Consider the following 26362-nt stretch of genomic DNA (forward strand, 5'->3'; position numbering starts at 1 on the left):
GTCAGCCTTTCAGCCCGGTGCTCGCGATACTCGTCATGAAAGCGCGCTGGAACGCGAAGAAAAGAATGAGGACCGGAATCGTGATCATGGAGGAGTAGGCCATGATCTGTCCCCAGGCGATGTCGAGCTGGAAGAAGTACTGGACGCCGATCAGGACGGTGCGTTTCTTCTCGTCCTGGACCGTCATCAACGGCCAGAGGTAGGAATTCCATGCCGGAAGCGCGGTGAGGAGGCCGACGGTGGCGAATACCGGACCAGAAAGGGGGACGGCCACCCGCCGGTAGATGGTCCACCAGTTGCAGCCGTCGATACGGGCGGCCTCGTCGAGTTCGGTGGGAATGGACGTGAAATGCTGGCGGAAGAGGAAGATGGAGAATCCGTTGGCGATGAACGGGACGATCTGCACGCGGTAGGTGTCGAGCCAGCCGACCTCGAACCCGTTCGAGGTGAGCCAGGGCAGTTTCGACACCCAGAACAGCAGCGGCACCGCGATCGTCTCGAAGGGCAGCACCAGGGTGGCGATGACCAGGGTGAGGACGAGCGGGCCGAACCGCCAGCGCAGCCGCGCCAGCGCGAACCCGGCCAGGCTGTTCACCAGGAAGCCGAGCAGGACGATCCCCGCGGTGACGATCACCGAGTTCAGCATGAACCGGCCCGCGGGGACGGTGTCGAAGACCTTGGCGTAGTTGTCCAGGGAGATGTCGCCGACCGGCAGGAACGCCCGCGCGGTCTCCAGGTCACCGAAGATCTGCTCGTCCGGTTTGAGCGAGGACATGAGCATGAAGACGATCGGCAGGCAGAACACGAGTGCGAACAGCGTCAGCGGCAGGTAGGTGAGACGGCGGCGCATGGTCAGCTCCTCTCGCGCAGCATCCGGCGCTGGATCAGGGAGACGCCCAGGACCAGCACGAAGAACACCAGGCTGATCGCGGCGCCGTAGCCGATCTGCTGTTCCCGGAAGCCCTTGCGGACCGCGTGGTAGACGACGGTGGTGGTGGCGTCCAGCGGGCCGCCCTGGGTCATCACGTCGATCTGGGTGAACAGGCCGAGCGCGGCCAGTGTGATCGTCACCATGACGAAGACCCGGGTCGGCCGCAGGCACGGCCAGGTCACGAGCCGGAACATCTGCCGCCGGTCGGCGCCGTCGATCGCGGCCGCCTCGTACAGCGAGGGAGGGATGGTCTGCAGTCCGGCGAGCCAGATCACCATGTGGAAACCCACTCCCTGCCACACCGACATCAGCATGATCGCCGGTAGTGCGGTGTGAGGGTTGCCGAGCCAGTCGACGGCGTCCCACGATCCCAGGGTGAGGGTGCCGAGCATCGAGTTGATCAACCCGTTGGGCTGGTAGATGAACCTCCAGAGGATCGACACCACGACCATCGAGGTGACGACCGGCATGAAGTAGATCGTGCGGAAGATCCGTATGCCGCGAAGCCTCTGGTTGACCAGCAGCGCCAGCGCGAGGCCGAGCCCGCCCTGTACGGGGACGACGACGAGGGCGAACAGGAAGGTGTTGCGCAGGGACTTCCAGAAGGTGGGGTCACCCGCCAGGACGACGGTCCGCTCGTCCCCGGAGTCGACGGTGAACAGGACCGACTTCTCCTCGTACTGCGGGTGGCCCGATCCGCGCTTGGTGTAGTCGCGCACCGGCGGGAAGTCGGCGGCCCCGGGTGCCTTGTGCTGCTCCAGGATGCTGACGCCGAGCAGCCTGTCGAAGTTCTGGGCGCCCACCGGCCGGGCCGGGTCGCGTGAGATGAGCCGGGAGTTGGTGAAGGACAGGGAGAACGCCAGGACGACGGGTACCGCTATGAACAGGGCGAGCAGGACGACCGCGGGTGCCGTCATCAGCGCCGCGGTACGGGAGTCGGTGCGTCGCCGGTTCCGCCCGCCGGCGTGCGCCGGTCTCTCGGTTGCGCGGTCGCGTGCGCGGGTCGTGACGACCATGAGGGCTCCTGGGATGAATGGCGCCGGAACCCCCTGCGGGGTCCCGGCCGGGGTCGTCAGAACCCGTAGTTGCCGTTCGAGCTGATGTCGCCGTCGATCTGGTCGACCGCGGTGTCGAGGCTGGTCTTGACCGGCGCGCCGTTCATGATGTCCTGGGCGGCCTTCTCGAACGCGCTGGAGATCTTGGGGTAGGCGGGTGTCGGCGGGCGTACCAGTGCGAACTTACGGGAGAAGTCGCTGAAGGCCCGCAGGTCACCGCCGGTCCTGTACTTCTCGGTCAGCGCGGCCGCCTCCTCGGTGGCCGGAATCAGCCCGATCTTGTCGGAGAACTCGGCGAGGTACCTGGGGTTCAGCGAGAACTCCAGGTACTTGCGGGCGCCGTCCTGGTCGGGGCAGGAGTTGGTGATGGACCACTGCCATGACGCTCCGCCGATCTTCGGGCCCTTGCCCAGGTCGGGCGGCGGCAGGAACAGCAGGTCGTCGCCGTAGGCCTTCTGGGCGTCGGCGGCACCCCAGTTGCCGTTCCAGGCCAGAGCGGCCTCGCCCTTCAGGAACGCGACCCGGTCGGTGGCCTCACGCGAGTTGGCGAGTTTGCGGGTGAACAGGCTCTGCCACCACTGGCCCCACTTCACGGCCTCGGGGCCGTTGAGCCTGCCTTCGGCGGTGGTCATCGAGGAGCGGTCGATGAGGTCGCCGCCGAAGCTCTCCAGCAGGGGGGAGAAGGCGTAGGGCCACCATTCGCCGCCACCGCCGGTGCCCAGGTCGAGGGCGTAGTCGTAGTCGCCCTTGTTCTTCAGCGTGACCAGGGCGTCGTCGAACTCGGCGAGCGTCCAGGGCCGGTCGATGGTCGGGATCCGGATGTCGTTCTTGGTGAGCACCGACCTGCGGGCGTACAGGCCGATCGCCGCGTCGAAGTAGCCGACGGCGTAGACGGTGTCCTTGTACCTGCCGACCGTGCTGGGCAGGAGCTTGCCGACGGTCGCGGCCGGCAGGTCCAGCGGCGCCAGGTACTTCGCCCAGGCCCAGTTCGGGACGGCGGGACCGTCGACGTCCAGCAGACACGGCAGCTTGCCCGACACCGCGGCGCCGGTGACCGCGTCGTTGTAGGCCCCCTGGGGGAACGCCTCGTGGACGACCTTGTACGCCTTCTGCGAGGCGTTGAAGTCGTTGATCACCTTCTGGACCGTCGCGAGTTCCTCGGGGTTGCCCGCCGCGTGGGTCCACAGCTTGATCGTCTTTGGTCCGCCCGAGGCCGTCTCCCCGGAACCGCCGGATGAGGAACATCCGGCGACCAGAGCCGACACGGTGACGGCGGATATGATTCCACCGATGAGGGTGCGTCTCACTACGCCTCCTTGTCATGTCCCATGGCCTGCCAGCCGGGGACGAGATGCGGCTGTCTCCCAGCCGCGGGATTGTGTGTCAAGGTCCGCCGCCGCGCGTCATCGCGGCGGCGGACCGACCGAGTCCCGCCTGATCAGCGGGCAGGGCATGAGGTGGCCCGGGGCTTCCTCACGAGGTTCGTCCTCGATCAGGTCCAGGAGCCGTCGCGCCGCCCACGCACCCATCTCGTAGTGGGGAAGGGCGACGGTCGTCAGCGCGGGGAACAGTGCGGGGGCGATCAGATCCTGATCGTCGTAGCCGACGACGGACAGGTCCGCGGGGATGGCGAACCCCAGTTCGGCCGCGGCGCGGTAGCAGCCCATGGCCATCCGGTCGTTGTAACAGAAGATCGCGGTCGGCGGTTCGGGGAGTTCGAGCAACCGGCGTGCGGCGCGGTAACCGCCCGGGGTGTCACCGTGTTCCGCGGCGACCAGGCCCGGCTCGAACGGGATGCCCGCCGCCTCCAGCGCCCGGGTGTAGCCTCCCAGCCGGCCGGAGGCCGCGGGCACCGGCAGCGACTCGGTCGCGAACCCGATACGCCGGTGCCCCGCGCCGATCAGCTCGCCCACCGCGGTGAGCGCGCCCTCGTGCTCGTCCGGCACGACGTGCGGCAGGGCGCCGTCCGTGGGCCTGGCGTCCAGGAGCACGGTCTTGACCGTGGCCAGTGCCGAGGGGACCTCGATCTCCTGGTGGTACATCACCGCGAACAGCACGCCGTCGACCTGCCGTTTCAGCAGTTCGCGCACCGTCTTCTCCTGCACCTCCCGGTCACCGCCGGTGTTGACCAGGACCAGCAGGTATCCGGCCCGCCACGCCACCTCCTGCGCACCCTGGATCATGCGGCCCGCGAACGGCGTCGTCGCTATCACGTCGCTGACGAAACCGATCGTCCGGGTCCTGCGGGTACGAAGGCTCCGGGCGATGGGGTCGGAGCTGTAGCCCAGCTCCTGCGCGGCGTCGAGGATCCGCTGCCGCGTCTCGGCCGTGACCCGGACCCCGTCGACGTTGTTCAGCACCACCGAGACCGTCGTGGTGCCGACACCGGCCAGCGCGGCGACGTCCTTGATACGGGGCCGAGGCATCTCACTCCTGAAGAATCGATTCACTGAATCGTTTCTTCATGGTGGCGACGCGACCCCTCCACGGCAAGTGCCTGTTTCCCAACTGTTATGACGAGATTAAGGATCCGCGTCGTGCGACGTGGTGGCGCGGCCGTGCCGCGGAGTTCGGTGCACGCAGCCGCAGGAGTCGCGGTGCATGAACCGGGGCCTCAGCCGGACGGTCCGGGGCGGCTGGTCCGGGTCCGCGATCCGCTCGGCGAGCAGCCTCACGGAGCGGACCGCGATCTCCCTGATCGGCTGGGCGATGGCGGTGAGCCGGGGGTGGAAGATCGACGCCCACTCGAAGTCGTCGAACACCGTCAGCGCGACATCCTCCGGCACCCGGACGCCGCGCCGGTCCAGCGCCCGCATGACGCCGATCGTCATGTGGTTGTTGGCCACGAACAGGGCCGTCGGCGGCTCGGCCAGGTCCATCAGCGCGCCGACGGCCACCTCGGCGGTCTCCGCGTTCGACCGGCCCGTCCTGACCAGGCGGGGATCGAGGGCCAGCCCGGCCCTGGCCAGTCCCGCCTGGTAGCCCTGGAAGCGCTCGGTCGACGTGCTCAGCCCGTCCTGGCCGGCGATCATGCCGATCCGGCGGTGCCCGCGTCGCGCGAGGTGCAGCACCAGATGCGCGCTGGACTCGACGTTCTCCGTTCCGACCTGGTCGAACCGGGGGGAGGCGCACCGGTCGACCAGCACGGTCGGGATGTTCAGCTGCGACAGGTAGCGCAGTGACGGTGAGCCGGGCCCCTGTGCCTCGGTCGCCAGCAGGATCCCGTCGACCCGCCGCTGGTGCAGCGCCTGGACGACCCTCAGTTCCTCCTCCGGGTCGTCGTGGGTTTCGGTCAGCAAGAGCGTGTAGCCCGCCAGCCTGACCTGCGACTCCAGCGCCGCGACCAGGTCGGCGAAGTAGAAGTTCGAGATCGCCGAGATGGCGAGCCCGATCGACTTCGTGCCGGAGGCGACGAGCGACCGCGCGAGCGTGCCGGCGGCGTACCCGGTCGACTCGACGGCCGCGAGGACCCGTTCCCTCGTCCCGTCCGCCACGAACCGGGTCCCGTTGATCACATGGGAGACCGTGGAGACCGAGACACCGGCCTCACGCGCGACATCAGCCATCGTGGCCATGTGAGCTCCTCGATCGAAGCGCTTGCGCAAACGTTTGCGCGCACGTTTTCGCGTGAGCAAGATAACGCCCACGCAATCGGGATGTAACCCCCCGCACATCCCCCAGGGCCACTCGGTGCAGGCCACCGGTCGCTCCGTTTCTCGTGGGTCTCCTGGAAGGTTCTGCAGGTCTCCTGAAGGTTCTCGCAGGTCTCTCCTGGAAGGGCCGACCGCCACGCGCGTTGCATGCGGTGCGAGAGGACCCGTATCTGTCACGATCAAGATGCGTGCCGGCCCGGCGACAGCATCCCGGGCCACGCCCGTCGGACGTTCGAAGCGCTCTGGCCGACCGGCAGCTTCGATCGATACAAGGAGATGCGACATGAAGATCGGAATTCTGGGTGTCGGGCACATCGGCAGGACCCTGGCCCAGCGGCTGAGCGCGGCGGGACATGAGGTGAAGGTGGCCAACTCGCGCGGCCCGCACACGATCGAGCCCGACGTGCTGGCCTCGGGCGGACAGGCCGTCTCGGCGGCCGAAGCGGTGGTCGGCGTGGAGGCCGTCGTTCTCTCCATCCCCCTGAACCGTCTTCCGCAGATCGCACCGCTGATCATCGGCGTGCCGGCCGATTCGGTCGTCATCGACACGTCGAACTACTATCCGGCGCGAGACGGCAGGATCGAAGCCATCGACGCCGGCCAGGTCGAAAGCCTGTGGGTGACCGGCCAACTGGGCCGGCCGGTCGCCAAGGCGTGGAACGCGATCGGTTCAGACTCGTTCGCGAACAAGGGCAAGCCCGCGGGAAGTCCGGATCGCATCGCCATCCCCGTCGCCGCCGACAGCGAAAGGGACCGCGAACCGGCGATGGCGCTCGTCGAGGACACCGGGTTCGACGCCTTCTATGCCGGGACGCTCGCGGAATCGTGGCGGCAGCAGCCCGGTGCGCCCTGCTACTGCACAGACCTCACGCGCGAACAGATGCCGGCCGCGCTGGCGGCGGCACAGGCGGCGCGATTGCCGAAACGGCGCGACCTGGCGGTCGCGGCGATCCAGGAAAGAGTCGGGGACGCCACGACCAATCCGGATGCGGACTACGGCGTCCGCCTGAATCGAGTCCTGTTCATGTGAACCCGAGACCCTCAAGATCTCAGGACCGGCCGATCCCCTCACCGGCGGCCAGGTCCCTCGCCCACGGCGGGTCGGCCCCGGGGACCGAGCAGGTGAGTGCGGCCACCCGGGAGGCGAAGGCCGCGGCCTCGACGGCCCTCTCCAGGCCGAGGTCCTTGAGCCGTCCGCCGAGCGAGCCCTCGGTGCCCAGCCGGTGCAACAGGCCGGCGGTGAAGGAGTCGCCCGCGCCGACCGTGTCCACGACCTCTGCCGCGAGCGCGGGGACCCGGGCCCGCGCGCCGTCCACCGAGACGAGCGCGCCACGGGGGCCGCGGGTGACCACGACCAGCCGGACACCCGCGGCGTGCCACGCGTCGCAGACCCGTTCCACGGGCTCACCGGGGTGGACGTGCTCCAGATCGTCGTCGCTCAGCTTGACGATGTCGGCCAGCGCGCACCAGCGGGGCATCCGCGCCCGGTAGACGGCGGGATCGACCAGTTCGGCGCGCACGTTCGGATCGATCGAGACGGTCACCGTCTCCGGCAGGGCCGACAGCAGGCTCTCGACGAGCTCGGCCCCGGGGCCGCGGACCAGGGTCAGGGAGCCGGTGTGCAGGCACGTCGCCGGCCCGACGCGGTCGGCGGTCAGTTCGGCCGCGCTCCACTGCCAGTCGGCGGTGCCCTCGGCGTGGAAGGAGTACCCGGCCCGGCCCGCGTCGTCCAGGGTGGCCACCGCGAGGGTGCTGGGCTCGGCCGCGGAGACGCAGGCGCTCAGGTCCACCCCTGACGCGTCGAGGTGGGAGCGGAACAGGGCGCCGAAGGCATCGTGGGAGATCCGCCCGAGAAAGCGGGTGCGGGTCCCGAGCCGCGCGAGCGCCACCGCGGTGTTCGTCGGCCCGCCGCCCGGCAGCACGCGCAGGGTCAGCCCGCCCGGCTCGGGACCGTCGGCGGGGAAGGCGTCCGCGACGCATTCGCCGAGCACGGCGACCTGGGTGAGTGACATGACCTGCCTTTCCGGGGGTGGGCGAGCTTCCGTCGACGTTGCCGACTCGTTACGAGGCGAAGGCATTGACGTTTCGTCCTGCGGAGTTCATCATCACTTGGCAACGGGTGTCAACGTTGACATATGTCAACGTTGACTTCTCGTCGCCCCTCATCGGAACAGGGAGTACCCCATGCCTCGTGATATTCGGACCACCCGTGCGCTCGCCGTCTGCGCGGCCGTGGCCACCATCGGCCTGTCGGGCTGCGCAGGCAGCGACGCCGGATCCTCCCCGGCGAAGGAGAGCTCCGGCCCGATCAAGGTCGGCCTCATCACCAAGACCGAGACCAACCCCTTCTTCGTCAAGATGAAGGAGGGCGCCGAGGCCGCCGCGAAGGCCGAAGGCGCGGAGCTGATGACCGCCGCGGGGAAGTTCGACGGCGACAACGCCGGCCAGATCACCGCGATCGAGAACATGGTCGCCGCCGGGGTGAAGGGCATCCTCATCACACCGAGCGACTCCAAGGCGATCGTCCCCGCCGTGAAGAAGGCCCGCTCGGCCGGGGTGATGGTCATCGCGCTGGACAGCCCGACCGAGCCGCAGGACGCCACCGACGCGTTGTTCGCCACCGACAATCTCAAGGCCGGCGAGCTCATCGGCCGGTACGCCAAGGCCGTGATGACCGGTAAGCCCGCCAAGATCGCCACCCTGGACCTCGCGCCGGGCGTCGCGGTCGGGCAGCTCCGCCACGACGGCTTCCTCAAGGGTTTCGGCATCGCCGAAGGCGACCCGTCGGTGGTCTGCTCCCAGGACACCGGTGGTGACCAGGCCAAGGGCCAGACCGCCATGGAGAACTGCCTGCAGAAGGCCCCCGGCATCAACGTCGTCTACACCATCAACGAGCCCGCCGCCCTGGGCGCGTACACCGCGCTGAAGGCCAAGGGGCGGGAGAAGGACGTGCTCATCGTCTCGGTCGACGGTGGTTGCACGGGCACCAAGGCGGTACAGAGCGGCCAGATCGCGGCCACCTCGCAGCAGTACCCGCTGAAGATGGCCGAGCAGGGGGTCAAGGCCGTCGTCTCGTACGGGAAGGGCGGCACCAGGACCTCCGGCTACACCGACACCGGCGTCACCCTGATCACCGACAAGAGCGCCGACGGCGTCGACGCCGAGGACACCGCGTTCGGCCTGCAGAACTGCTGGGGCTGACGACGATGACCACGGCGCTCACGCCCTCGAAGCCGCCGGCGACCGCCGGGCCGTCGGCGGCGCGCGGACTGCTGACCACGCCGACCGTCGGGCCACTGGCGGCCCTGCTCCTGGCCTGCGTCTTCTTCTCCTTCAACAGTGAGCAGTTCCTCAGCGGCGGGAACTTCTCGCTGATCATCCAGCAGGTGATGGTGGTCGGCACGCTGGCCGTCGGGCAGACGCTGATCATCCTCACCGCCGGGATCGACCTGTCCAACGGGGCGATCATGGCGTTCGGCGGCGTCCTGATGGCCAAACTCGCCGCGGACGGCATCGTGCCGCCGCTGGCCGCGATCGCGCTCGGGTTGCTGGTGTGCGCCGCCTTCGGCGCGGTCAACGGGCTGCTGGTCACCGCGATCCCCCTGCCGCCGTTCATCGTCACGCTGGGCATGCTCAACGTGGCCTTCGCCCTCACCCACATCTACTCGCAGGACCAGACGGTGGTGAACCTGCCCGCGCCGCTGACCACGCTGGGCGAGACCTTCTCCGTCGGCGACACCCAGGTGACCTACGGCTCACTGCTGACGATCCTGCTGTTCCTGCTCTTCGCCTACCTGCTCGGCCAGACCGCCTGGGGACGGCACGTCTACGCCCTGGGCAACAGCCCCGAGGTCGCCCGGCTCACCGGCATCCGCACCGCCCGCCTCACCGTCGGCGTCTACACCGTCGCCGGCCTCGTGTACGGCGTCGCCGCGCTGCTGCTGGTCTCCCGGACCGGTGTCGGCGACCCCCAGGCGGGGCAGACCGACAACCTCGACAGCATCACCGCCGTGGTGCTCGGCGGCACCAGCCTGTTCGGCGGCCGGGGCCTGGTGCTCGGCACCCTGGTCGGCGCGCTGATCGTCGGTGTCTTCCGCAACGGGCTGCAGCTCATGGGCGTGCCCTCCATCTACCAGACCCTGATCACCGGCGTGCTCGTCATCCTCGCCGTCACCGTGGACCAGCTCTCCCGCAGGAGGATCTGATGACCGACACCCCGCCGGTCCCGGTCCTGCGGGCACGCGGACTGGTCAAGCGATACGGCCACGTGACCGCGCTCGACGGCGTGGACTTCGACCTGATGCCCGGTGAGGTGCTCGCCGTCATCGGCGACAACGGCGCCGGCAAGTCAAGCCTGATCAAGGCGCTGACCGGCGCTCTCCAGCCGGACGAGGGCGAGATCCTGCTCGACGGGAGACCGGTCCGGTTCCGCGACCCCCTGGACGCGCGCCGGCACGGCATCGAGACCGTCTACCAGGACCTGGCCGTCGCGGCCTCCCTCGACATCGCCAGCAACATGTTCCTCGGCCGGGAGGTCCGCAGGCCCGGCCTGCTGGGGAAGGTGTTCCGGATGCTCGACCACAAGCGGATGCGGGAGGAGTCGGCCCGGCACATGGCCGACCTCAAGATCGGTCTCCGGTCGCTCACCCAGCCGGTGGAGACGCTCTCCGGCGGACAGCGGCAGGGGGTGGCCGTGGCCCGCGCGGTGGCCTGGGCCCGGCACGTCGTGGTCATGGACGAGCCCACCGCGGCCCTGGGGGTCAAGGAGTCCGGGCAGGTCCTCGACATGATCCGACGGGTCCGCGACCGCGGGCTGCCGGTGATCCTGATCAGCCACAACATGCCGCACGTCTTCGAGATCGCCGACCGCATCCACATCCAGCGGCTCGGCCGCAGGGTCGGCCTCATCAGACCGGACGACCACGACATGGCCGAGGTCGTCTCGATCATGACGGGTGCGCTGCGGCTGGAACCGGACGAGGACGAGCCCGTCACCGGCCGGAAGGCGGTCCGTGCCTCCGAGCCCTCCTGATGACCGCCGCACCAGGGGTGCCCGATCACCCTTTAGCCTGTCCTCGACGTACCGGTGACGACGAAGAAGAACGGTGGCCCATGTCCAAGGCGCGCCGCGCGACCATGAGCGACGTGGCCCGGGAGGTCGGCGTCACCGCCAAGACCGTCTCCCGGGTGGTCAACGGCGAAGGCCCGGTGTCGGCCGAGACCCGCGCACGCGTCCTGGAGGCCATGGACAGGCTGGGGTTCCAGCCCAACCTGATGGCGCGGAACATGCGGGTCGGCGCGCGGGACTCCACGGTCGGGCTGGTCATCCCGGACATGGGCAACCCGTTCTTCGGCACCGTCGCGGGGGGGATCGAGGGCGCGGTCCGGCCCCGCGGGCTCACCCTGCTCGTCGGATCCTCGGAGGAGACCGCGGAAGGTGAGCGCTCGCTGATCTCCACCTTCCTGGCGCGCAGGGTCACCGCGCTGCTCGTGGTGCCCTCGGCCGACAGCGATCACCACCCCCTGCGGGCCGAACGGGCGGCGGGCCTGCCGATCGTCTTCCTGGACCGGCCCCCGAACAGGCTCACCGCGGACTGCGTGGTCAGCGCAAACCGGGAGGGGGCCCGGTCCGGCGTCGCCCACCTGATCGCGCACGGGCACCGCCGGATCGCGTTCGTCGGCGACCTCTCGACGCTGTACACGAGGCGAGAGCGGTTCCAGGGATACCGGGACGCCCTGGCGAAGGCGGGCATTCCCCTCGATCGTGCGCTGGTGGAGACCGGGCACGACCACGAGGCCGCGGCGGCGGCCGTCGTCCGCCTGCTCGCCCGGAAGGACCCGGCGACGGCCGTCTTCGCGGCCAACAACTTCGCCGCGACCGGAGTCGTCCTCGGACTGGCCAGGCTTCGCCGACGGGACGTGGCCCTCGTCGGGTTCGACGACCTCCCGCTCGCCGAGGTGCTCGAACCCGCCCTGACCGTGGTCGCCCAGGACTCCGCCGCGATCGGGAAAGCCGCCGCCGAACTGCTGATGGCCCGCCTGGACGGCGACCGCTCCAGGGCCCGGACGGTCGAGGTCCCGACCCGGCTGATCGTCCGCGGCTCCGGAGAGATGCCGCCTACCGTCTGAGAAGGCCTTCCGGCGGCCGACCGTTTCCGGACCGCCCACGAGGGGCGGTCACTTTGCGATCCACAGCCAGGCGCCGGCCGTGAAGCCCTTGTTGGCCACGTCGCAGGACGTGAACTCGAACGGGTCGAGCCCGGGGTGTCCCTCACCCACCGTGTACCTGTGGAGCAGGTCCGAGACCAGGACCGCGAGATCGGCCCGGGGGTGCTCGCGAACGGCCCGGCGCAGTGGCGCGCTGTCGAGCATGCGGTTGACCTCGATGACGGTGGGGCCGGAGTAGCCGAGCACCGTGATCCCCACGGGGCCGAGGGCCACGGCCATGCGCAGTCTCATACGGTCGGCATGGCGACGGTTGTCCCGTGCCAGGTGATCGCGCCAGGCGTGCAACAGGCGGGGCAGCGCGGTGTGCAGTTCCAGGGCCTGCGGCAGGAAGACGTTCATGCCGTCACCGGTGCCCTGCCGGTCGGTCGCGGCGATGTCGACGTCCAGCTCGCCCATCGTCCGGATGAAGATCGCCTCCAGCCGTTCCTGCAGATCCTTCCTCTGCGACGCGGGCCGGCCGCTGTATCCGACGATGTCCACGGCGAAGCCCGTCCGGACCAGCTCACGCCCGGGATCCTCGCGGTCGCGCGTCTCCGACCGGCGTTCCCGTCCGTGGCGTCCGCTCAGGAACTCCAGGTCGGACCTGACGGCCTCGGCCTGCCGGCGCAGCAGACCGCGGGCGAGGATCGTGCTCGAAGCGGTCACGAGCTCGACGTCGGCCGTGTCGAGGATGCCGAGCCTGCGGTCGTTGTGGACGACGACGTCCCTCAGCTCACCGTGGCCGACGGTGACCGTACCGGAATGCCGGTACCCCGCGTCGAGGTCGGCCAGACGGGTGCGCCGATCGCTCAGCACGATGACGGCCGACCCGGGCGTGGAGCCGGAAAGACGACAGGGAGCCAGGCGGACGAAGTTCTCGTGCTCGTCGAGCAGGCGCATCACGACGCCGGCCAGGTTGTCCCTGTTGCCGAACGAACGCTGCGGAAAGGGGAGTTGCCCGTCCAGCGCGCGGTTGATCAGCGTACGGTCGCGCGGGATCCCGTCAGGGCGGCGATGTGCGTCCACGTTGCTCCCGTGCCGAGGAGAGGACGTTCCGGTACGACGATACGGTGATCTCGCGGGAGACGCCGGTCGTCTCCGCGACGACGAGGGGCACGCCGTCCCGCCGTACCTCTCACCGATCTTCGTGCGGCGGCCGGTCAGCCGATGCGCAGCGGGAGGGTGCGCGGACCGCGGACCTGGCCCGTCGCCCAGGTCACCGCCGCCGGGTCGTCCAGGCCGAAGACCGGGATGCGCTCCAGCCAGACCTCCAGGGCGACCCGCAGTTCCATCCGGGCCAGGTGCGAGCCCGCGCAGCGGTGGATGCCCAGGCCGAACGCGGCGTGCCGGTTGACCTCGCGGTCGATGACGACCTCGTCCGCCCGGTCGAACTGGGCCGGGTCGCGGTTGGCCGCCGGGAACGACAGCAGGACCCAGTCGTCGGCCTTCATGTCGACGCCGTGCCAGTGCATGTCCTCCTTGACCAGCCGCGCCATCGTGACCGGCGCGTAGGCGCGGAGGAACTCCTCCATGGCGGACGGCAGCAGGGCGGGCTCGGCGACCAGGCGCTCACGGTCGGCCGGCGTCCTGGCCAGGTGCCACAGCGAGGCGCCGATCGCGCTCCACGTCGTGTCGATGCCGGCGATGAGCAGCAGCGCCATCGTGCCCGCCACGTGGAACGGCTCCAGCTTCCGGCCGTACAGCTCCGCGTTGACGAGGTAGGTCGTGAGGTCGTCCCGCGGGTTGTCGACGTGGTCGCGGATCTGCTCCAGCAGGTAGCCGAACAGCTTCTCCATCCGGGGACCGCGCTCCTCGGGCGGCAGGTTGACGCCCTCCAGCGCGTTCTCGACGAACTCGCGGAACCGCGGCCCGTCCTCGGGCGGGAAGCCCAGCATGTCGGCGATGACGCGCGTCGGGATGTGCTGGGCGTAGTCGCGGGCGGCGTCGATGACGTCCTGCCCCTCCAGCGCGTCGAGGAGCGAGTGGCAGAACGCCCGCGTCGCCGGCTCCTGCCTGGAGACCACCGACTTGGTGAACATCGGCAGCAGCAGCTTGCGCGCGTCATGGTGGAAGGGCGGGTCGGAGGAGATCGGGGGCGTGCCGCCCACCGGCGCCGCCTCGAGCGGCGGGCGGAAGTTGCTCACGATGATCGACCGGGAGGAGAAGCGCTCGGTGTCGTAGGCGATGGCCGCGACGTCCTCGTAGCGGGTCGGCAGCCACGCGCCGCCGAACCGGTCGGTGTGCGCGATCGGGCAGCGCTGCCGCAGGTCGTCCTGGATCGGGTACGGGTCGGCCGCCCACTCCGGCTCGGTGTGGGAGAAGTCGGTCGCCCAGTCGGAGACCGGCCCGGTGACGGCCTCGTTGCGCACGCCGTCGGGCCGGTTCCGCATCCTCTTCTCGAACTCCTGCTGCTGGAAGCGGTCGTCGACGGTCATGTCGCGGTCTCCTGGAGGATCTCGATCGTTCTTTCCGGGCAGTTCGCCACGGCGAGGCGCGCCGCCTGCTCCTGGTGCGGCGGCACGACGCCGTCGCCGACGACGTGCCCGTAGCCCTCGTCGTCCTCGCCGAACAGGCCGGGGGCGAGGTCGTAGCAGCGACCGTGTCCCTGGCATCGCCCGGGGTCGATCCTCACTCTCACCGCGGGGCTCCCCTCTGTGCCGTGGTGCCGGTGGGTGCCGAGGGCTGCGCCGCGGCGCCGGCGGGGGCCAGGGCGGTGACGAGACGGGCCAGCAACGCCGCCCACTCCCCGTCGTCGACCCGGTGCAGGTCGGGCGTGACGAGCGCGCTGCCCATCGCGAGCAGCAGGCAGAAATGCGACAGCGCGTCCGGCGACAGCGTGCCGTCCACCTCGTCGTCGTCCTGGGCGGCGCGGACGAGGCCGGCGAGCCGGTCGGCGCGCTCGCCGACGTAGTCGCGCATCGGCCGGGCGACGTCCTCGTCGCGGCGCGCCGCCACGAGGGCCTCGACGATGAGATAGCCGTGGGCGTCACGCCGGCGCGGAAGCCCGCGGCCGACGACGGCCAGCAGCTCCGTGATCGGCCGGTCCGGGTCGGCGGCGAACAACCTGGCCAGCAACTGCGGCCCGTGCGCGCGCAGCGCGGCCACCAGCAGCTCGGCCTTCGAGTCGAAGTGGGCGTACAGGGCACCGTTGCTCACCCCCGCCGCCGCGGCGATGTCGGCCACCCGCGTGCCGTCATAGCCGCGCCGGGCGAAGACCTCGGCCGCCGCTCGCAGCAGCCGCTCCCTGGTCTCGGCGGCGGTGACACCCGCGATACGCCCCATGGGGTAATTAAAAGAACGTTCATTTGATATGTCAATGGTCCTACGGGATGGGGGTGGTCGTCCGGACGTCTCGGAACCGGTGAACCGGTGAACCGGAAGCGGTGCGTACGAGAACGACGACGGGCATATTCGGCAGCGGCCGTTGATCACATAGAGTGCCGTTCACAGGGTGTCGGAAGAATTGGTCATGAACCGATCCTCGACGTCCTTCGTCATGCACAACAGAACAATTCAAGGTTCGATCACCCAGGGGGCACAGGTGTTCCGGTGGATGACCAGGACGAACGTGTCCGTACCGCCGCCGCGGGACCGTGACGCGCAGGCCCGTGCGCGCGGGGCCCGGCTGTTCACCGAAGCCCGTGAAGAACTCAACCGGGCGGACACGAAGGCACAGGTGCTTCTCGGTGTCGCGGGGCTGGGCATCGGCGCGATCGCCGGTGGCCTGCTCGCGGGGAACTGGTCACCGATGAAGTTGCACGTGGGTCTGCAATGGCTGTGGTGGGTGGGGGCGGTGTGCGCGCTCGCCGCCCTGGTCTGCCTGGCGGGCGCGGTCTACCCGCGCATCACGAAGCGCGCGCTGGGGTTCACCTACTTCGGTGACGTCAACCGGTACGGCTCCGCGGTGAAGATCGCCAACGCGCTGCGCAAGCATGACGACGAGGATCTGACCGCCCTGGCCGAACAGATCCGGACGATCAGCGTGATCGTCACCAGAAAGTACCGGCTCATCCGATGGGGTTTCTGGCTGCTTCTGATCTCCATCGGGTCGACGGTCGGTTCGGCGGTCATCCAGCTGGTCCTCTGACGCCCTCGCGTGACCGCCGGAACGGCATACCCGCCGTACACGTCCCGGGTCGTCCGCCGGGTCATCCGCATGGCCGCCGCGAGCTAGAAGTCACGCCACTCGTCGAACCAGCCGGCGGCCTGGGGATCGGGGATTCCGGCGCGTTGTGCCAGGTCGAAGAAGGCGTCAGCGGCCTCTTCCCGCCGGAGAGTGTCGATGATCTCGTAGCGTTCCTCGATCCCGTTGAGTTTCTCGACGAGGGTCCGCAGGATCGTCCGGGCCGCGGCCGCCGTGGCGGGATCGCCGGCGGACAGGCGGCCGACGGCGCGGACGGCGGACGCGTAGGCCTTGCAGGCCGCGGCACCCCCTCGTTCGTCGCCGTCGACCCAGTCACGCAGAGGGTTGTCGACATTGGCCGCCAGCCAGGCGTCGGACTTGGCGCCCTGGACGGTCACGTGCACGGGCGTTCCCCCGTAACGGGTCTTGAGGAGTCCGGCCTGGCTGCGCCGGATCCCGTCGACGCTCACGCGGCGCAGGGACGCTGCGGAGGGCGGCAGGAAGGACGCGTCGATGCCGTAGGCGTCGGTGAGCCGCAGGGTGTGCAGCCGCGGGAAGCGGCCCGGGTCGAAGGCGTCGAGCAACCGGCCGTACGGACGGCTCCACCCCAGGTGCAGGGACTCCAGGCCGGTGAGCGCTCCGAGCGTGACCGGTGACAGGTCGCCCGCCACGTGAAGGTCGAGCTCGCGAACCCCGTGCAGGCCGCTCGGGACGGTACCGGCCGCCGAGGTCATGGTCAGCTCGATCCACCGGCCGTCCTCGGCCGCCTCGACGGTCTCGGGCGGTTCACCCGTCAGGCGGAGGTCCATCAGCCCGGGTGGCAGGCGCAGGTGCCGGAGCCCGGTTCCGGAGATCGTCAGCGTGGTGAGGTGCGTCGTGCTCAGATCGACGGTGCCCGGCGGATCGTTCCAGGTGAGCCGGTCGATGAGAGGGCGGGCGGTGAGAGCCTCGGTGAGACCGCGGTCGGGACCGGAGTGTCGCAGGGCGGTCAGGCAGGGCAGCGCGTCCAGGGCCGGCCAGCGAAGCCGGGGGAGGTGGGGCGGAAGGTCGAGGTCCGGCACCGTGGTGCGCAGGGTCCGTGGCCCGTCGCCGAGATCGACCACCACCGGGCCCTGGCCGGGGTCGCCGTAGGCGGCCCTGACGTCCGCGGGCACCTGAAGGTCCCACCGCCGCTGGTGGACGATGGACGAAGGCATGCTCTCCCAGGCTCCGTAGGCGTTGATCTCCTGCGGGACACCGGGGAGGACGGGCATCCACCCGAGCCAGACGAGATCCGGTGGCGGGGGGACGGAGAGGTCGACCCTGAGGGCCTCCGGTCTTTCCGGCCACTTCGGCCAGCCGTGGTGGGTGAGGACGAGCGGGCCGGCCGAGGCGAGGTCCTCCAGCGTGGGAATCATCGCGGAGTACCAGTCGAGCGTGCACACCGTCGCCCAGCCGTCGGCGTCGACCCCGCCCACCTGGCACGCACCGTAGCCGCCCAGTGGAAGGGGTACGGCGGCGACGTCTCCGGCCTTCATCATGGTCGGGAAGGTAGCAACCGCCTATGACAAGATTTTCATCGGCCGGGCCGCTCGCCGCCGTCCCCGCGCTCCTCGTGGGGATGAGGCCGCCGGGAAGGACGTGATGAGGTGAGGTACTTCCGGCGAGGGTGGGACGAGGACCGGGGGGACGAGTACGCGAGCCGGCGAACGTCCACCTTCCATCTCGCCCTCGATGACGAGGGACACGCCCACGTGCAGGTCGAGGTCTACGCCGACGGCACGGTGATCGCCTACGACGCGGAGCACGCCGGGGCTTGTCGGGGCTCAGGACAGGTGCCGCGCTCGACGGGACTCAGGGCAGGTAGACGGGGGCGAGGTCGACGAATATGCGGTAGTCGGTGATCAGGCCGTCGTCGCGGGTGCGCCAGGTGGACACGGCCACGACGCTCGCCTCCCTGCCGTCGAGCCGCCGGTAGGTCACCTCGGTCTCGGCGATGACGTCCGCGCCCACCTGCCAGTTCCTGACGATCCGGTGCCGCAGGCCGCCGATGGTGGAGAAGAACGTCCGCAGCCCGGCGGCGATGGTCTCGCGTCCCGTCGTCGGTTCGGCGTTGCCGAACACCAGCGTGGCGTCCTCGGCGAGCAGCCGTACGAACGCGTCGGGGTCGAACGAGTCGACCACCTGGAAAACGTGCCGCACCACTTCGTCGCTCATGCCGATCCTTCCTCGCCCGGCCGGGGCCACTGGTGGGGACGATACGGGGCGAAGGGCGACGCGCAACTGTCCCCGAGGTGGGTATCGCGTCGCGCCGGCGCTCACCGAGGATCTCCGCGGTCCGGCGGTCCGGCGGTCCGGCGGTGCGACGGTGTACGACCTACTCCGCGTCCGGGCGCCTTGGCGGTGGAGCGTTCACCGTCCGCTGGTCCGGTGGCGCCTGGCGAACGTGGGCGCCGGTGGCCCGCCGTGTCGGCCCCGGGTCGCCGGCGCCGTCCGCGACGACTTCGGACAGGTTCCGGCCGCCGGGCCGGAACGGCGCATTTCCGGATAAGAGCGGTAGGCCGGGGGGTGTTACCGTGGCGCTGCGGTGGATCTCTGGAGGCCGGTATGGCGGGAAGAACCACGGAGGACCTGTGGCGCGAGGCCCGCGCCGCCCTCGAACGTAACGGCGACCGGTTCGCCGAGCTGGTGGCCTCCGCACCCGATCCCCGGGCCATGGTCACCCGGGAGTGGACGGTCGCCGACACCGCGGCCCACGTGGTCACCATCGCCTCGTACTACCCGTCCCTGCTGGGGCCCGGCGTCCCCGACCCGTTCCCGGGCCTCGCGGACCGCATCCACTCCGTCGACGTGGACACGGTCGCCGAGCTCAACCACCACGTCATGAAGGAGTTCACCGAGCGGGACCCGCGGGTGCTGGCCGGGCATCTGCGGCGCCACATCGGGGACATCCTGCGGATGAGCGAGAACGCCGATCCCGGCCGGACGGTGACCTGGCTCGGCGCCTCCCGCCTGCCGGTGGCCGGGCTGCTGGCGCACCTGGTCAACGAGCTGATGATCCACGGCCGGGACGTCGCCCGTGCCCTCGGCGCCCCCTGGCCGATGTCCCCCCGGGACGCCGCCCTCTTTTTCGACCTGTTCCTGGTGGGGCTGTCCCGCAACGGCAGCGGGTCGCTGCTGGACCACGGGGAACCACCGGACCCGCGCCGCATCGCCGTGGAGTTCCGGTCCCGGTACGTCACCCCCGTGACGCTGGTGCTGCGGGACGGGAGGGTGACCGTGGAGGAGGCGGGGTCCGGGGCCGACGTGCGCCTGCGTTTCGACCCGGTCGCCCTGAACCTGATGCTGTTCGGGAGGATGAGCCGGGCCAGGGCGGCGCTGACCGGGAAGGTCGTCGTCACCGGGCGCCGTCCCTGGCTGCTGCCGGCCTTCCTGCGCAAGGTCCACCTGCCCGCCAACGCGTACCCGGCCCCGGTCGTGACGGACGGCCCCTGACCCATGGCCCTCCGGGGAAACAGCCTGCCGCGGAGTCGCGCCTCGTGGCCTCGTGAGACGGACGGCCGGATCGGTCAGGAATCGAGAAGCGACGGCCCCCGGCCGCGGCTAGCGTGACCGTATGGACGTCACCACCCGCGCGATCCTCCCGTACGACGGCCCGCGTGCGCCTCGGACGGGGGACCCGGACGACGGCCGGGACGCGTCCGGGCCTGACGCGAGGTGAACGAGACGCCCGGCCGCGAGCCGATGCGCGACGGTCACCGTCCGGCCTGACGGCGTGACGTCCCGGCCGGACGTGCCGCGTATCCGGGGCGGGCCATGGACCGGCGTGCGAAACGCGCCGGCCGGCGTGCGGGACGAACCGGCCGACGTGCGGGACGAGCCGGCCGGCGTACGGGACGAGCCGGCGCAAAGGATCGGACGTACCGCTCGAAGCTGGTTAGATCGACCGGGGCGACGCCGACGGGGAGCGCGTGAAGGCGGCCCCACGTAACAGAAGCTCGCGTACAGAGCTCACATGACAGAGCTCACATGACAGGGCTCGCGTAACAGAGGGAGACACGATGAGCACGGCCCCGGGAACGGAGACGCGGTCGTCCGCGCCGCACGCCGCCGACAGCCACGACCTGATCCGCGTGCACGGCGCGCGCGTGAACAACCTCAAGGACGTCAGCATCGAGATCCCGAAGCGCCGGCTGACGGTGTTCACCGGCGTCTCCGGCTCGGGCAAGAGCTCGCTGGTGTTCAGCACGATCGCCGCCGAGTCGCAGCGGCTGATCAACGAGACCTACAGCGCCTTCGTGCAGGGCTTCATGCCGACGCTGGCGCGGCCCGAGGTCGACGTCCTCGACGGCCTGACGACCGCGATCATCGTGGACCAGCAGCGGATGGGCTCGGACCCCCGCTCCACCGTCGGCACCGCCACCGACGCCAACGCGATGCTGCGCATCCTCTTCAGCCGGCTCGGGCAGCCGCACATCGGCTCTCCCCAGGCCTTCTCCTTCAACGTCCCCACGGTCCGGGCGAGCGGCGCGATCACCGTCGAGCGCGGCGCCCACAAGGCCGAGAAGGCGACCTTCACCCGTATCGGCGGCATGTGCACGCGCTGCGAGGGCCGGGGCTCGGTCACCGATCTCGACCTCGCCCAGCTCTACGACGACTCCAAGTCGCTCGCCGAGGGCGCGTTCACCATCCCCGGCTGGAAGTCGGACAGCTTCTGGACCGTACGGACCTACGCCGAGTCGGGCTTCGTCGACCCGAACAAGCCGATCCGCGACTACACCGAGAAGGAGCTCCACGACTTCCTCTACAGGGAGCCGGTCAAGGTGAAGGTCGACGGCGTCAACCTCACCTACGAGGGGCTGATCCCGAAGATCCAGAAGTCGTTCCTGTCCAAGGACCGGGAGGCGATGCAGCCGCACATCCGGGCGTTCGTGGACCGGGCGGTCACCTTCACCACCTGTCCCAGGTGCGAGGGCACCCGGCTCAGCCCGGAGGCCCGCTCCTCGCGGATCGAGGGGGTCAACATCGCCGACGCCTGCGCGATGCAGATCAGCGACCTCGCCGGATGGATCGGCGGCCTGGACGAGCCGTCGGTCGCGCCGTTGCTCGGCGCGCTGCGGCACACCCTCGACTCGTTCGTGGAGATCGGGCTGGGCTACCTCTCGCTCGACCGGCCGTCGGGCACCCTGTCGGGCGGTGAGGCCCAGCGCGTCAAGATGATCCGCCACCTCGGCTCCGCGCTGACCGACGTGACCTACGTCTTCGACGAGCCCACCATCGGCCTGCACCCCCACGACATCCAGCGGATGAACGACCTGCTGCTGCGGCTGCGGGACAAGGGCAACACGGTGCTCGTCGTCGAGCACAAGCCCGAGGCGATCGTGATCGCCGACCACGTCGTCGACATCGGCCCCGGCGCCGGTACGGCGGGCGGCACCATCTGCTTCGAGGGCACCGTCGAGGGCCTGCGGGCCAGCGGCACCGTCACCGGCCGTCACCTCGACGACCGGGCCGCCCTCAAGGAGACGGTGCGGACCCCCAAGGGCGCGCTGGAGATCCGCGGCGCCGACCGCCACAACCTGCGCAACGTCGACGTCGACATCCCGCTCGGCGTCCTGTGCGTCGTCACCGGTGTCGCGGGTTCGGGCAAGAGCTCGCTGATCCACGGGTCGATCCCGGCCGGGGCGGGCGTGGTGTCCGTCGACCAGTCGCCCATCCGCGGCTCGCGGCGCAGCAACCCGGCGACGTACACCGGGCTGCTGGACCCGATCCGCAAGGCGTTCGCGAAGGCGAACGGCGTGAAGCCGGCACTGTTCAGCGCCAATTCCGAGGGGGCCTGCCCCACCTGCAACGGCGCCGGCGTGATCTACATGGACCTGGGGATGATGGCCGGTGTCTCCACCACCTGCGAGGAGTGCGAGGGGAAGCGGTTCCACGCCTCGGTGCTGGAGCACCGTCTCGGCGGCCGTGACATCAGCCAGGTGCTCGCGATGTCGGTGACCGAGGCCCGGGAGTTCTTCGGCGCCGGTGAGGCGCGCACCCCGGCCGCGCACGCCGTCCTCGGCCGGCTCGCCGACGTCGGGCTCGGCTACCTCAGCCTCGGCCAGCCGCTCACCACGCTGTCCGGCGGTGAGCGGCAGCGGCTCAAGCTGGCCACCCACATGGCCGACAAGGGCGGCGTCTACGTCCTCGACGAGCCGACCACCGGCCTGCACCTCGCCGACGTCGAGCAGCTGCTCGGCCTGCTCGACCGGCTCGTCGAGTCCGGTACGTCGGTCATCGTCATCGAGCACCACCAGGCGGTCATGGCGCACGCGGACTGGATCATCGACCTCGGCCCCGGTGCCGGTCACGACGGCGGCCTGGTCGTCTTCGAGGGCACCCCCGCCGACCTCGTCGCCGCCCGCTCGACCCTCACCGGCGAGCACCTGGCGGCCTACGTCGGAGCCTGACCGGGCCCCCGCGGGTGTCGCGCGGGCCCGGCCGAGGCCCCCGGCCGGGCCCGCCGCGCCTGACCGGGGCCGTGGCGGGTGTCGTACGGTGCCCGGCCGGCGTCCTCGCTGGCTTCCCGGGCCTCAGGAGCCTCGGAGGCCTCGCGGGACTCGCGGGCCGGGGCCCGGCGGGAACGGGCCTCGCCGATCTCCGCCTCGTGCCGGACCGCCCAGTCGGCCAGCGCCGAGAGCGGTTCGAGCAGCGTCCGCCCGAGCGGGGTCAGGCCGTACTCGACGGCGGGCGGCACGGTGGGACGCACCTCGCGCCAGACCAGCCCGTCGGTCTCCAGGCCGCGCAGCGTGCGGGTCAGCATGCGCTGGCTGATCCCCTCGACGGCGCGGTGCAGCTCGTTGTACCGGTGCGGGCGGCCCCCGAGCAGGATCACCAGCAGCATGCTCCACTTGTCGCCCACGCGCCGGAACACGTCGCTCACGGGACACGCCGCGAACTCGTCGGCCGGGACCGGCCGGGGAAGCTCGTGCGCCAGCACCGAGGGCACATCGGTGTGCGTACCGGACATGAAACTGCCTTCTTTCCGCCTCGGACGTGACAGGCCCACGATGGGTCCAGCCGATTCCGAGCCTACGGAGGACACGTGCCGACCCGGCCCCCGAAAACTGTGATCATCAGCGGCGGTACCGGCGGCATGGGCCGCGCCACCGCCCTCGAACGGCTCTCTCGGGGCGACCACGTCACCGTGATCGGCAGTGACGAGGCCAGGGGACGTGCCCTGCTGGAGCGGGCCGCGAACCCCCGCCTGCGGTTCGTACGGGCGGACCTGTCGTCGATCGCCGAGGTGACGCGGGTCGTCGCCGACATCTCCGGGCGGCACGAGAGCATCGACGCGCTGGCGCTGTTCGCCAACCGGCTGAGCCCCGCGCGCAGGCAGACCGCCGACGGGCTGGAGTACACCTTCGCGCTGTACTACCTGAGCCGCTACCTGCTCGGCCACCGGCTGGCCCCGCTGCTCGACGCGGCCCCGAACCCGGTGATCGTCAACGTCGCCGGGGTCGGGACCACCGCGGGCCGGATCTTCTGGGAGGACCCGCAGCTCACCCGCGGCTACGGGCAGGTACGCGCCCAGCTCCAGGCGGGCCGGGCCAACGACCTGCTCGGCGTCGCGTTCGCCGGACGGGCGGGGAGCAGGGCCCGCTACGTCCTCTACCACCCCGGCTTCACCCGCAGCGGGACCGACGCGCACCCGAATCCGCTGGTACGCGGCTCGATCAAGCTGCTCGCCCGGCTCTTCGCCCGTCCGGTGGCCGACGCGGTCCGGCCGATCGCCGGGTGGATCGACGAGCCGCCGGCCGACGCGCTCTCCGCGGTCGACAGGGGCCGGCCGGTCGACAGGTCCCTGAGGACGCTCGACCCCGGTGACGCCGCCCGCCTGGCGGCCTACACCGAGGACCTTCTGCGCGGACGCTGAACCGTCGCGGCGAAAGTCAGCCGCCGGACGGCCGGGACCGGGCCGCCCGCCCGCCGGCCAGCAGCAACGCCCCGACGGCGCCCAGCGTCCCGGCGGCGATGACCGGCACCAGGGCCTGGAAGCCGAGCCCGCCGGCCACCAGGCCGAACAGCGGGGGACCGAGCAGCGACCCGACGCTGCCCGCCTGGGCGACCACGCCGTTGCCGACGTCGGCGTCGGCGAGGTTCTTCAGCACCAGGGGGAGGGCGGCGAAGACGAGGGCCGCCAGGAACCCGTTCGCGACGGAGATCACCCCCGCCCCGGCCAGCGCGGTGGCCTGCGAACCGCTGCCGCCGTACACGAGCCAGGCCGCCGGTACGACGAGGAGCCCGGCCGGCGCCAGCAGGCCGACCGGCGCGCCCCGGCGGAGCAGCACCCCCACGGCCAGCCCGCCGAGCACCCCGAGCAGCGAGATCGCCGAGGTCACGGCGCCCGCGGCGGCGGCCGAGCGGCCGTACTCCTCGATGAGGAGCGTGGGCAGGAGCACGATCACCGGGATGGTCACCAGGACGTTCAGGCAGAAGGAGACGGCGAGCACGGCAGGCCAGGCCAGCGCCCCCGCCCGGGGGACGGGCCCGGCCGCGGCCTGCCGGCCGGGCCCGCGCGGCAGCCGCGTCCACGCGGCCAGCGCCATCGCGAGCGTCAGGCCGGCGATCAGCCCGATCCAGCCCCGCCAGCCCAGTGCGGAGCCGGCCGCCCCACCGGCCAGCGTGCTCGCCCCGATGCCCACCGGGACGAACGTGGCCCACAGCGACATGGCCGCTCCGCGGTCCCTCTCCCGGGCCAGATGCATGATCAGCGCCGGGCACGAGACGGTGACCAGCACGTACCCGATGCCCTCGACGCCCCGGGCGGCCAGCAGCCAGGGGAAGTCGCCCGCCAGGACGCTCGCCGCGCTCGCGGCCGCGATCAGGACCAGGCCGGCGACCAGCGACCTCTCCGTGCCGAACCGGCGGATCATGTACCCGGCGGGCAGGCCGGCGACGGCTCCCACCCCGACGACCGCCGAGATCACCCAGCCCAGCTGTGACAGTGACAGCGACAGCCGGTCCGCCACCTCCGGCCCGACCGAGGCGAACTTGCCGAGTCCCATCGCCGCGACGACCCCGCCGAGGTAGACGACGGCGATCGTCCCCCACGGCGAGGGCCGCCGCAGTTCCTCGTCCGGCTCCGAGGTGCCTGGCATCGGCCGGCGGTCCATGAAACTCTCCTTCGCGCGATGTCGCGACGGCCGGGCGGCCCGGCCGGGCGGGGGTCTCCGAGGGCGGGGCGGCCGGTGTCGCGGGTGGCCGCCCGGCCTCCACCCAATCAGGCGCGGGCGCGTCGTTCCGGGGACTTTCCCAGATTCGATCACTCTCGTCCCGGTGGCGGTGTCCGCCCGGGTTCGCCCGCGGGCGCGGCGAGGACCTCCCGGCGACCGCGCACCGCTCTCCGGCACGGGACGCGGCGGGAGATACGGCGGGGACCGCGTGGGGGAGCCGCCGAGGGGGACGCCGGGGGAGAGGGGAGGGTCGCGGGGTGATCCGTTCGCGGGACGGATCGGCGTCATGCCCCCGGTGTGTTCGAGGCGAGGATGCCGATGTCCGACTCGGTGACGTCGACGGCCCCCGCCGACAGCAGGACGTCGATCGTCTCCGGGACGTCCCTTCTCAGCAGCACCCCCTGCAGGACGACCATGTCCTCGTCCGACAGGCCCGACCCGGCGCGCCAGGACCGTCCGGGCATGGCGAGGGTCACCCCCGGCAGGTCCCCGGCGCGCGCGCGTACCGTCAGCAGGACGTGGGAGGGGCCGACCCAGGCGGCCCGCAGCAGCCGGGCGACGTTCCGGATCACGGCGCGCTTGTCCTCGTCCGCGTAGGCGGCCGGGTTGGCGATCAGCTGCGCGCCGCAGGTCCGGATGGTCTCGATGATCCGCAGGTCGTTCTGCCGGAGCGAACGGCCGGTCTCCACCACGTCCACCATCGCGTCGGCCAGTTCCGGGATCTTGGCCTCGGTCGCGCCGTAGGAGACGATCACCTCGGCCCCGATCCCGGCGTCCTGGAGGAAGCGGCGGCCGATGTTGGGGTACTCGGTGGCCACGCGGACGCCGTCGCCGAGGTCGGCCACCCCGGTGGCGGGGTGGCCGGACGGCACCGCGAGCACCAGCCGCCACGGCCTCTCGGAGTGCCGGGAGTAGTCGAAGGACTCCACCACCTCGACCGTGGCGCCGGTCTCCTCCACCCAGTCGGCCCCGGTCAGCCCCAGGTCGAACGACCCGCTCCCGACCACCGACGGGATCTCGCGCGGCTTGTAGAACGCCACCCGCGTCATCCCGGCGTAGTCGATCGTGCCGCGGTAGGAGCGCTCCGAGGAGCGTCGCACGTCGAGCCCGGCGGCCGCGAAGAGCTCCAGGGCCCGCCGCTCCAGCGACCCCTTCGGCAGTGCGAGGGAGATCATGACTGCTCCTTCACGGTTCCC

Annotated in this window: 24 protein-coding genes; 9 read left to right on the forward strand and 15 right to left on the reverse strand. The window is 71.0% G+C overall.

What is annotated here, in order from left to right; genetic code table 11:
- Position 1 precedes the first annotated feature (1 nt).
- From ABD832_RS14590 to ABD832_RS14610, 5 genes are all read right to left on the reverse strand, one after another.
- Complete coding sequence (locus ABD832_RS14590) at positions 2-850, reverse strand: carbohydrate ABC transporter permease (RefSeq protein ID WP_344894380.1); 849 nt, start codon at positions 848-850, stop codon at positions 2-4.
- Positions 851-852: 2 nt separating this feature from the next.
- Positions 853-1947: a carbohydrate ABC transporter permease gene (locus ABD832_RS14595; protein WP_344894383.1), complete on the reverse strand. Its 1095-nt coding sequence runs from the start codon at positions 1945-1947 to the stop codon at positions 853-855.
- A gap of 56 nt (positions 1948-2003) precedes the next feature.
- Positions 2004-3293: a sugar ABC transporter substrate-binding protein gene (locus ABD832_RS14600; protein ID WP_344894386.1), complete on the reverse strand. Its 1290-nt coding sequence runs from the start codon at positions 3291-3293 to the stop codon at positions 2004-2006.
- Positions 3294-3389: 96 nt separating this feature from the next.
- The gene (locus ABD832_RS14605; RefSeq protein ID WP_344894389.1) at positions 3390-4412 is read right to left on the reverse strand and encodes a LacI family DNA-binding transcriptional regulator; all 1023 of its coding nucleotides are present in this window, start codon (positions 4410-4412) and stop codon (positions 3390-3392) included.
- Positions 4413-4508: 96 nt separating this feature from the next.
- Positions 4509-5561, reverse strand: a complete 1053-nt coding sequence (locus ABD832_RS14610) for a LacI family DNA-binding transcriptional regulator (RefSeq protein ID WP_344894392.1) — start codon at positions 5559-5561, stop codon at positions 4509-4511.
- 361 nt (positions 5562-5922) lie between these two features.
- Between ABD832_RS14610 and ABD832_RS14615 the strand changes: the two genes are divergently transcribed.
- Positions 5923-6669, forward strand: a complete 747-nt coding sequence (locus tag ABD832_RS14615) for an NADPH-dependent F420 reductase (RefSeq protein WP_344894395.1) — start codon at positions 5923-5925, stop codon at positions 6667-6669.
- Between the two features lie 19 nt (positions 6670-6688).
- On the opposite strand, the gene ABD832_RS14620 is transcribed toward ABD832_RS14615, so the two are convergent.
- On the reverse strand, positions 6689-7651 hold the full coding sequence (locus tag ABD832_RS14620) for a carbohydrate kinase family protein (protein ID WP_344894397.1): 963 nt from the start codon (positions 7649-7651) through the stop codon (positions 6689-6691).
- A gap of 172 nt (positions 7652-7823) precedes the next feature.
- Here ABD832_RS14620 and ABD832_RS14625 point away from each other — a divergent pair, with 172 nt between their 5' ends.
- The 4 genes from ABD832_RS14625 (at position 7824) to ABD832_RS14640 (ending at position 11768) form a co-directional block, all read left to right on the forward strand.
- Positions 7824-8840, forward strand: coding sequence for a sugar ABC transporter substrate-binding protein (locus ABD832_RS14625; RefSeq protein ID WP_344894399.1), 1017 nt, complete (start codon positions 7824-7826; stop codon positions 8838-8840).
- A 5-nt stretch (positions 8841-8845) separates the two neighbouring features.
- The gene (locus tag ABD832_RS14630; RefSeq protein ID WP_344894401.1) at positions 8846-9844 is read left to right on the forward strand and encodes an ABC transporter permease; all 999 of its coding nucleotides are present in this window, start codon (positions 8846-8848) and stop codon (positions 9842-9844) included.
- Positions 9844-10671: an ATP-binding cassette domain-containing protein gene (locus tag ABD832_RS14635; RefSeq protein WP_344894403.1), complete on the forward strand. Its 828-nt coding sequence runs from the start codon at positions 9844-9846 to the stop codon at positions 10669-10671. Before ABD832_RS14630 ends, ABD832_RS14635 begins: the two co-directional genes overlap by 1 nt.
- A gap of 80 nt (positions 10672-10751) precedes the next feature.
- Positions 10752-11768, forward strand: a complete 1017-nt coding sequence (locus ABD832_RS14640; protein WP_344894405.1) for a LacI family DNA-binding transcriptional regulator — start codon at positions 10752-10754, stop codon at positions 11766-11768.
- Between the two features lie 48 nt (positions 11769-11816).
- Here ABD832_RS14640 and ABD832_RS14645 read toward each other — a convergent pair whose 3' ends face one another.
- From ABD832_RS14645 to ABD832_RS14660, 4 genes are all read right to left on the reverse strand, one after another.
- Positions 11817-12872 carry a hypothetical protein gene (locus ABD832_RS14645; protein ID WP_344894408.1) on the reverse strand — a complete coding sequence of 352 codons (1056 nt, stop codon included), beginning with the start codon at positions 12870-12872 and terminating at the stop codon, positions 11817-11819.
- A gap of 134 nt (positions 12873-13006) precedes the next feature.
- On the reverse strand, positions 13007-14281 hold the full coding sequence (locus ABD832_RS14650; RefSeq protein ID WP_344894411.1) for a cytochrome P450: 1275 nt from the start codon (positions 14279-14281) through the stop codon (positions 13007-13009).
- Positions 14278-14484 carry a ferredoxin gene (locus tag ABD832_RS14655; RefSeq protein WP_344894414.1) on the reverse strand — a complete coding sequence of 69 codons (207 nt, stop codon included), beginning with the start codon at positions 14482-14484 and terminating at the stop codon, positions 14278-14280. Before ABD832_RS14655 ends, ABD832_RS14650 begins: the two co-directional genes overlap by 4 nt.
- Positions 14481-15128 (reverse strand): TetR/AcrR family transcriptional regulator, encoded by a 648-nt coding sequence (locus ABD832_RS14660; protein WP_344894417.1) that lies wholly within the window; start codon positions 15126-15128, stop codon positions 14481-14483. Before ABD832_RS14660 ends, ABD832_RS14655 begins: the two co-directional genes overlap by 4 nt.
- Before the next feature lie 187 nt (positions 15129-15315).
- Here ABD832_RS14660 and ABD832_RS14665 point away from each other — a divergent pair, with 187 nt between their 5' ends.
- Entirely contained in the window at positions 15316-15933 is a 618-nt protein-coding gene (locus ABD832_RS14665; protein WP_344894420.1) for a Pycsar system effector family protein, read from the forward strand.
- An 83-nt stretch (positions 15934-16016) separates the two neighbouring features.
- Here the strand turns inward: ABD832_RS14665 and ABD832_RS14670 are convergent, their stop codons facing one another.
- Both ABD832_RS14670 and ABD832_RS14675 read right to left on the reverse strand, forming a co-directional pair.
- The gene (locus tag ABD832_RS14670) at positions 16017-17489 is read right to left on the reverse strand and encodes a hypothetical protein (RefSeq protein WP_344894423.1); all 1473 of its coding nucleotides are present in this window, start codon (positions 17487-17489) and stop codon (positions 16017-16019) included.
- Positions 17490-17802: 313 nt separating this feature from the next.
- Entirely contained in the window at positions 17803-18165 is a 363-nt protein-coding gene (locus ABD832_RS14675) for a nuclear transport factor 2 family protein (protein ID WP_344894426.1), read from the reverse strand.
- Positions 18166-18555: 390 nt separating this feature from the next.
- Between ABD832_RS14675 and ABD832_RS14680 the strand changes: the two genes are divergently transcribed.
- Positions 18556-19443 carry a maleylpyruvate isomerase N-terminal domain-containing protein gene (locus tag ABD832_RS14680; protein WP_344894429.1) on the forward strand — a complete coding sequence of 296 codons (888 nt, stop codon included), beginning with the start codon at positions 18556-18558 and terminating at the stop codon, positions 19441-19443.
- A 566-nt stretch (positions 19444-20009) separates the two neighbouring features.
- Positions 20010-22400, forward strand: a complete 2391-nt coding sequence (locus ABD832_RS14685; protein WP_344894432.1) for an ATP-binding cassette domain-containing protein — start codon at positions 20010-20012, stop codon at positions 22398-22400.
- Here the strand turns inward: ABD832_RS14685 and ABD832_RS14690 are convergent.
- Positions 22385-22960 carry a winged helix-turn-helix transcriptional regulator gene (locus ABD832_RS14690; protein WP_344894435.1) on the reverse strand — a complete coding sequence of 192 codons (576 nt, stop codon included), beginning with the start codon at positions 22958-22960 and terminating at the stop codon, positions 22385-22387. The two genes, ABD832_RS14685 and ABD832_RS14690, sit on opposite strands and share 16 nt — an antisense overlap.
- A gap of 75 nt (positions 22961-23035) precedes the next feature.
- On the opposite strand from ABD832_RS14690, the gene ABD832_RS14695 reads away from it, so the two are divergent.
- Positions 23036-23866: an SDR family NAD(P)-dependent oxidoreductase gene (locus tag ABD832_RS14695; protein WP_344894438.1), complete on the forward strand. Its 831-nt coding sequence runs from the start codon at positions 23036-23038 to the stop codon at positions 23864-23866.
- 16 nt (positions 23867-23882) lie between these two features.
- Here the strand turns inward: ABD832_RS14695 and ABD832_RS14700 are convergent, their stop codons facing one another.
- Positions 23883-25106 (reverse strand): MFS transporter, encoded by a 1224-nt coding sequence (locus ABD832_RS14700; RefSeq protein ID WP_344894441.1) that lies wholly within the window; start codon positions 25104-25106, stop codon positions 23883-23885.
- A gap of 344 nt (positions 25107-25450) precedes the next feature.
- Positions 25451-26341 (reverse strand): ATP phosphoribosyltransferase, encoded by an 891-nt coding sequence (gene hisG / locus ABD832_RS14705; protein ID WP_344894444.1) that lies wholly within the window; start codon positions 26339-26341, stop codon positions 25451-25453.
- Between the last annotated feature and the right edge of the window lie 21 nt (positions 26342-26362).

The organism is Streptosporangium longisporum (assembly GCF_039534895.1).
GTDB lineage: Bacteria > Actinomycetota > Actinomycetes > Streptosporangiales > Streptosporangiaceae > Streptosporangium > Streptosporangium longisporum.

Bases quoted from the DNA above. Each gene is read 5' to 3' on its own strand.
- ABD832_RS14660 (WP_344894417.1), bottom strand. From the start codon at position 15,128: ATGGGGCGTATCGCGGGTGTCACCGCCGCCGAGACCAGGGAGCGGCTG.
- ABD832_RS14635 (WP_344894403.1), top strand. From the start codon at position 9,844: ATGACCGACACCCCGCCGGTCCCGGTCCTGCGGGCACGCGGACTGGTC.
- ABD832_RS14670 (WP_344894423.1), bottom strand. From the start codon at position 17,489: ATGATGAAGGCCGGAGACGTCGCCGCCGTACCCCTTCCACTGGGCGGC.
- ABD832_RS14680 (WP_344894429.1), top strand. From the start codon at position 18,556: ATGGCGGGAAGAACCACGGAGGACCTGTGGCGCGAGGCCCGCGCCGCC.
- ABD832_RS14700 (WP_344894441.1), bottom strand. From the start codon at position 25,106: ATGGACCGCCGGCCGATGCCAGGCACCTCGGAGCCGGACGAGGAACTG.
- hisG (WP_344894444.1), bottom strand. From the start codon at position 26,341: ATGATCTCCCTCGCACTGCCGAAGGGGTCGCTGGAGCGGCGGGCCCTG.
- ABD832_RS14675 (WP_344894426.1), bottom strand. From the start codon at position 18,165: ATGAGCGACGAAGTGGTGCGGCACGTTTTCCAGGTGGTCGACTCGTTC.
- ABD832_RS14610 (WP_344894392.1), bottom strand. From the start codon at position 5,561: ATGGCCACGATGGCTGATGTCGCGCGTGAGGCCGGTGTCTCGGTCTCC.
- ABD832_RS14620 (WP_344894397.1), bottom strand. From the start codon at position 7,651: ATGTCACTCACCCAGGTCGCCGTGCTCGGCGAATGCGTCGCGGACGCC.
- ABD832_RS14685 (WP_344894432.1), top strand. From the start codon at position 20,010: ATGAGCACGGCCCCGGGAACGGAGACGCGGTCGTCCGCGCCGCACGCC.
- ABD832_RS14630 (WP_344894401.1), top strand. From the start codon at position 8,846: ATGACCACGGCGCTCACGCCCTCGAAGCCGCCGGCGACCGCCGGGCCG.
- ABD832_RS14650 (WP_344894411.1), bottom strand. From the start codon at position 14,281: ATGACCGTCGACGACCGCTTCCAGCAGCAGGAGTTCGAGAAGAGGATG.
- ABD832_RS14690 (WP_344894435.1), bottom strand. From the start codon at position 22,960: ATGTCCGGTACGCACACCGATGTGCCCTCGGTGCTGGCGCACGAGCTT.
- ABD832_RS14605 (WP_344894389.1), bottom strand. From the start codon at position 4,412: ATGCCTCGGCCCCGTATCAAGGACGTCGCCGCGCTGGCCGGTGTCGGC.
- ABD832_RS14625 (WP_344894399.1), top strand. From the start codon at position 7,824: ATGCCTCGTGATATTCGGACCACCCGTGCGCTCGCCGTCTGCGCGGCC.
- ABD832_RS14640 (WP_344894405.1), top strand. From the start codon at position 10,752: ATGTCCAAGGCGCGCCGCGCGACCATGAGCGACGTGGCCCGGGAGGTC.
- ABD832_RS14615 (WP_344894395.1), top strand. From the start codon at position 5,923: ATGAAGATCGGAATTCTGGGTGTCGGGCACATCGGCAGGACCCTGGCC.
- ABD832_RS14665 (WP_344894420.1), top strand. From the start codon at position 15,316: ATGAACCGATCCTCGACGTCCTTCGTCATGCACAACAGAACAATTCAA.
- ABD832_RS14595 (WP_344894383.1), bottom strand. From the start codon at position 1,947: ATGGTCGTCACGACCCGCGCACGCGACCGCGCAACCGAGAGACCGGCG.
- ABD832_RS14590 (WP_344894380.1), bottom strand. From the start codon at position 850: ATGCGCCGCCGTCTCACCTACCTGCCGCTGACGCTGTTCGCACTCGTG.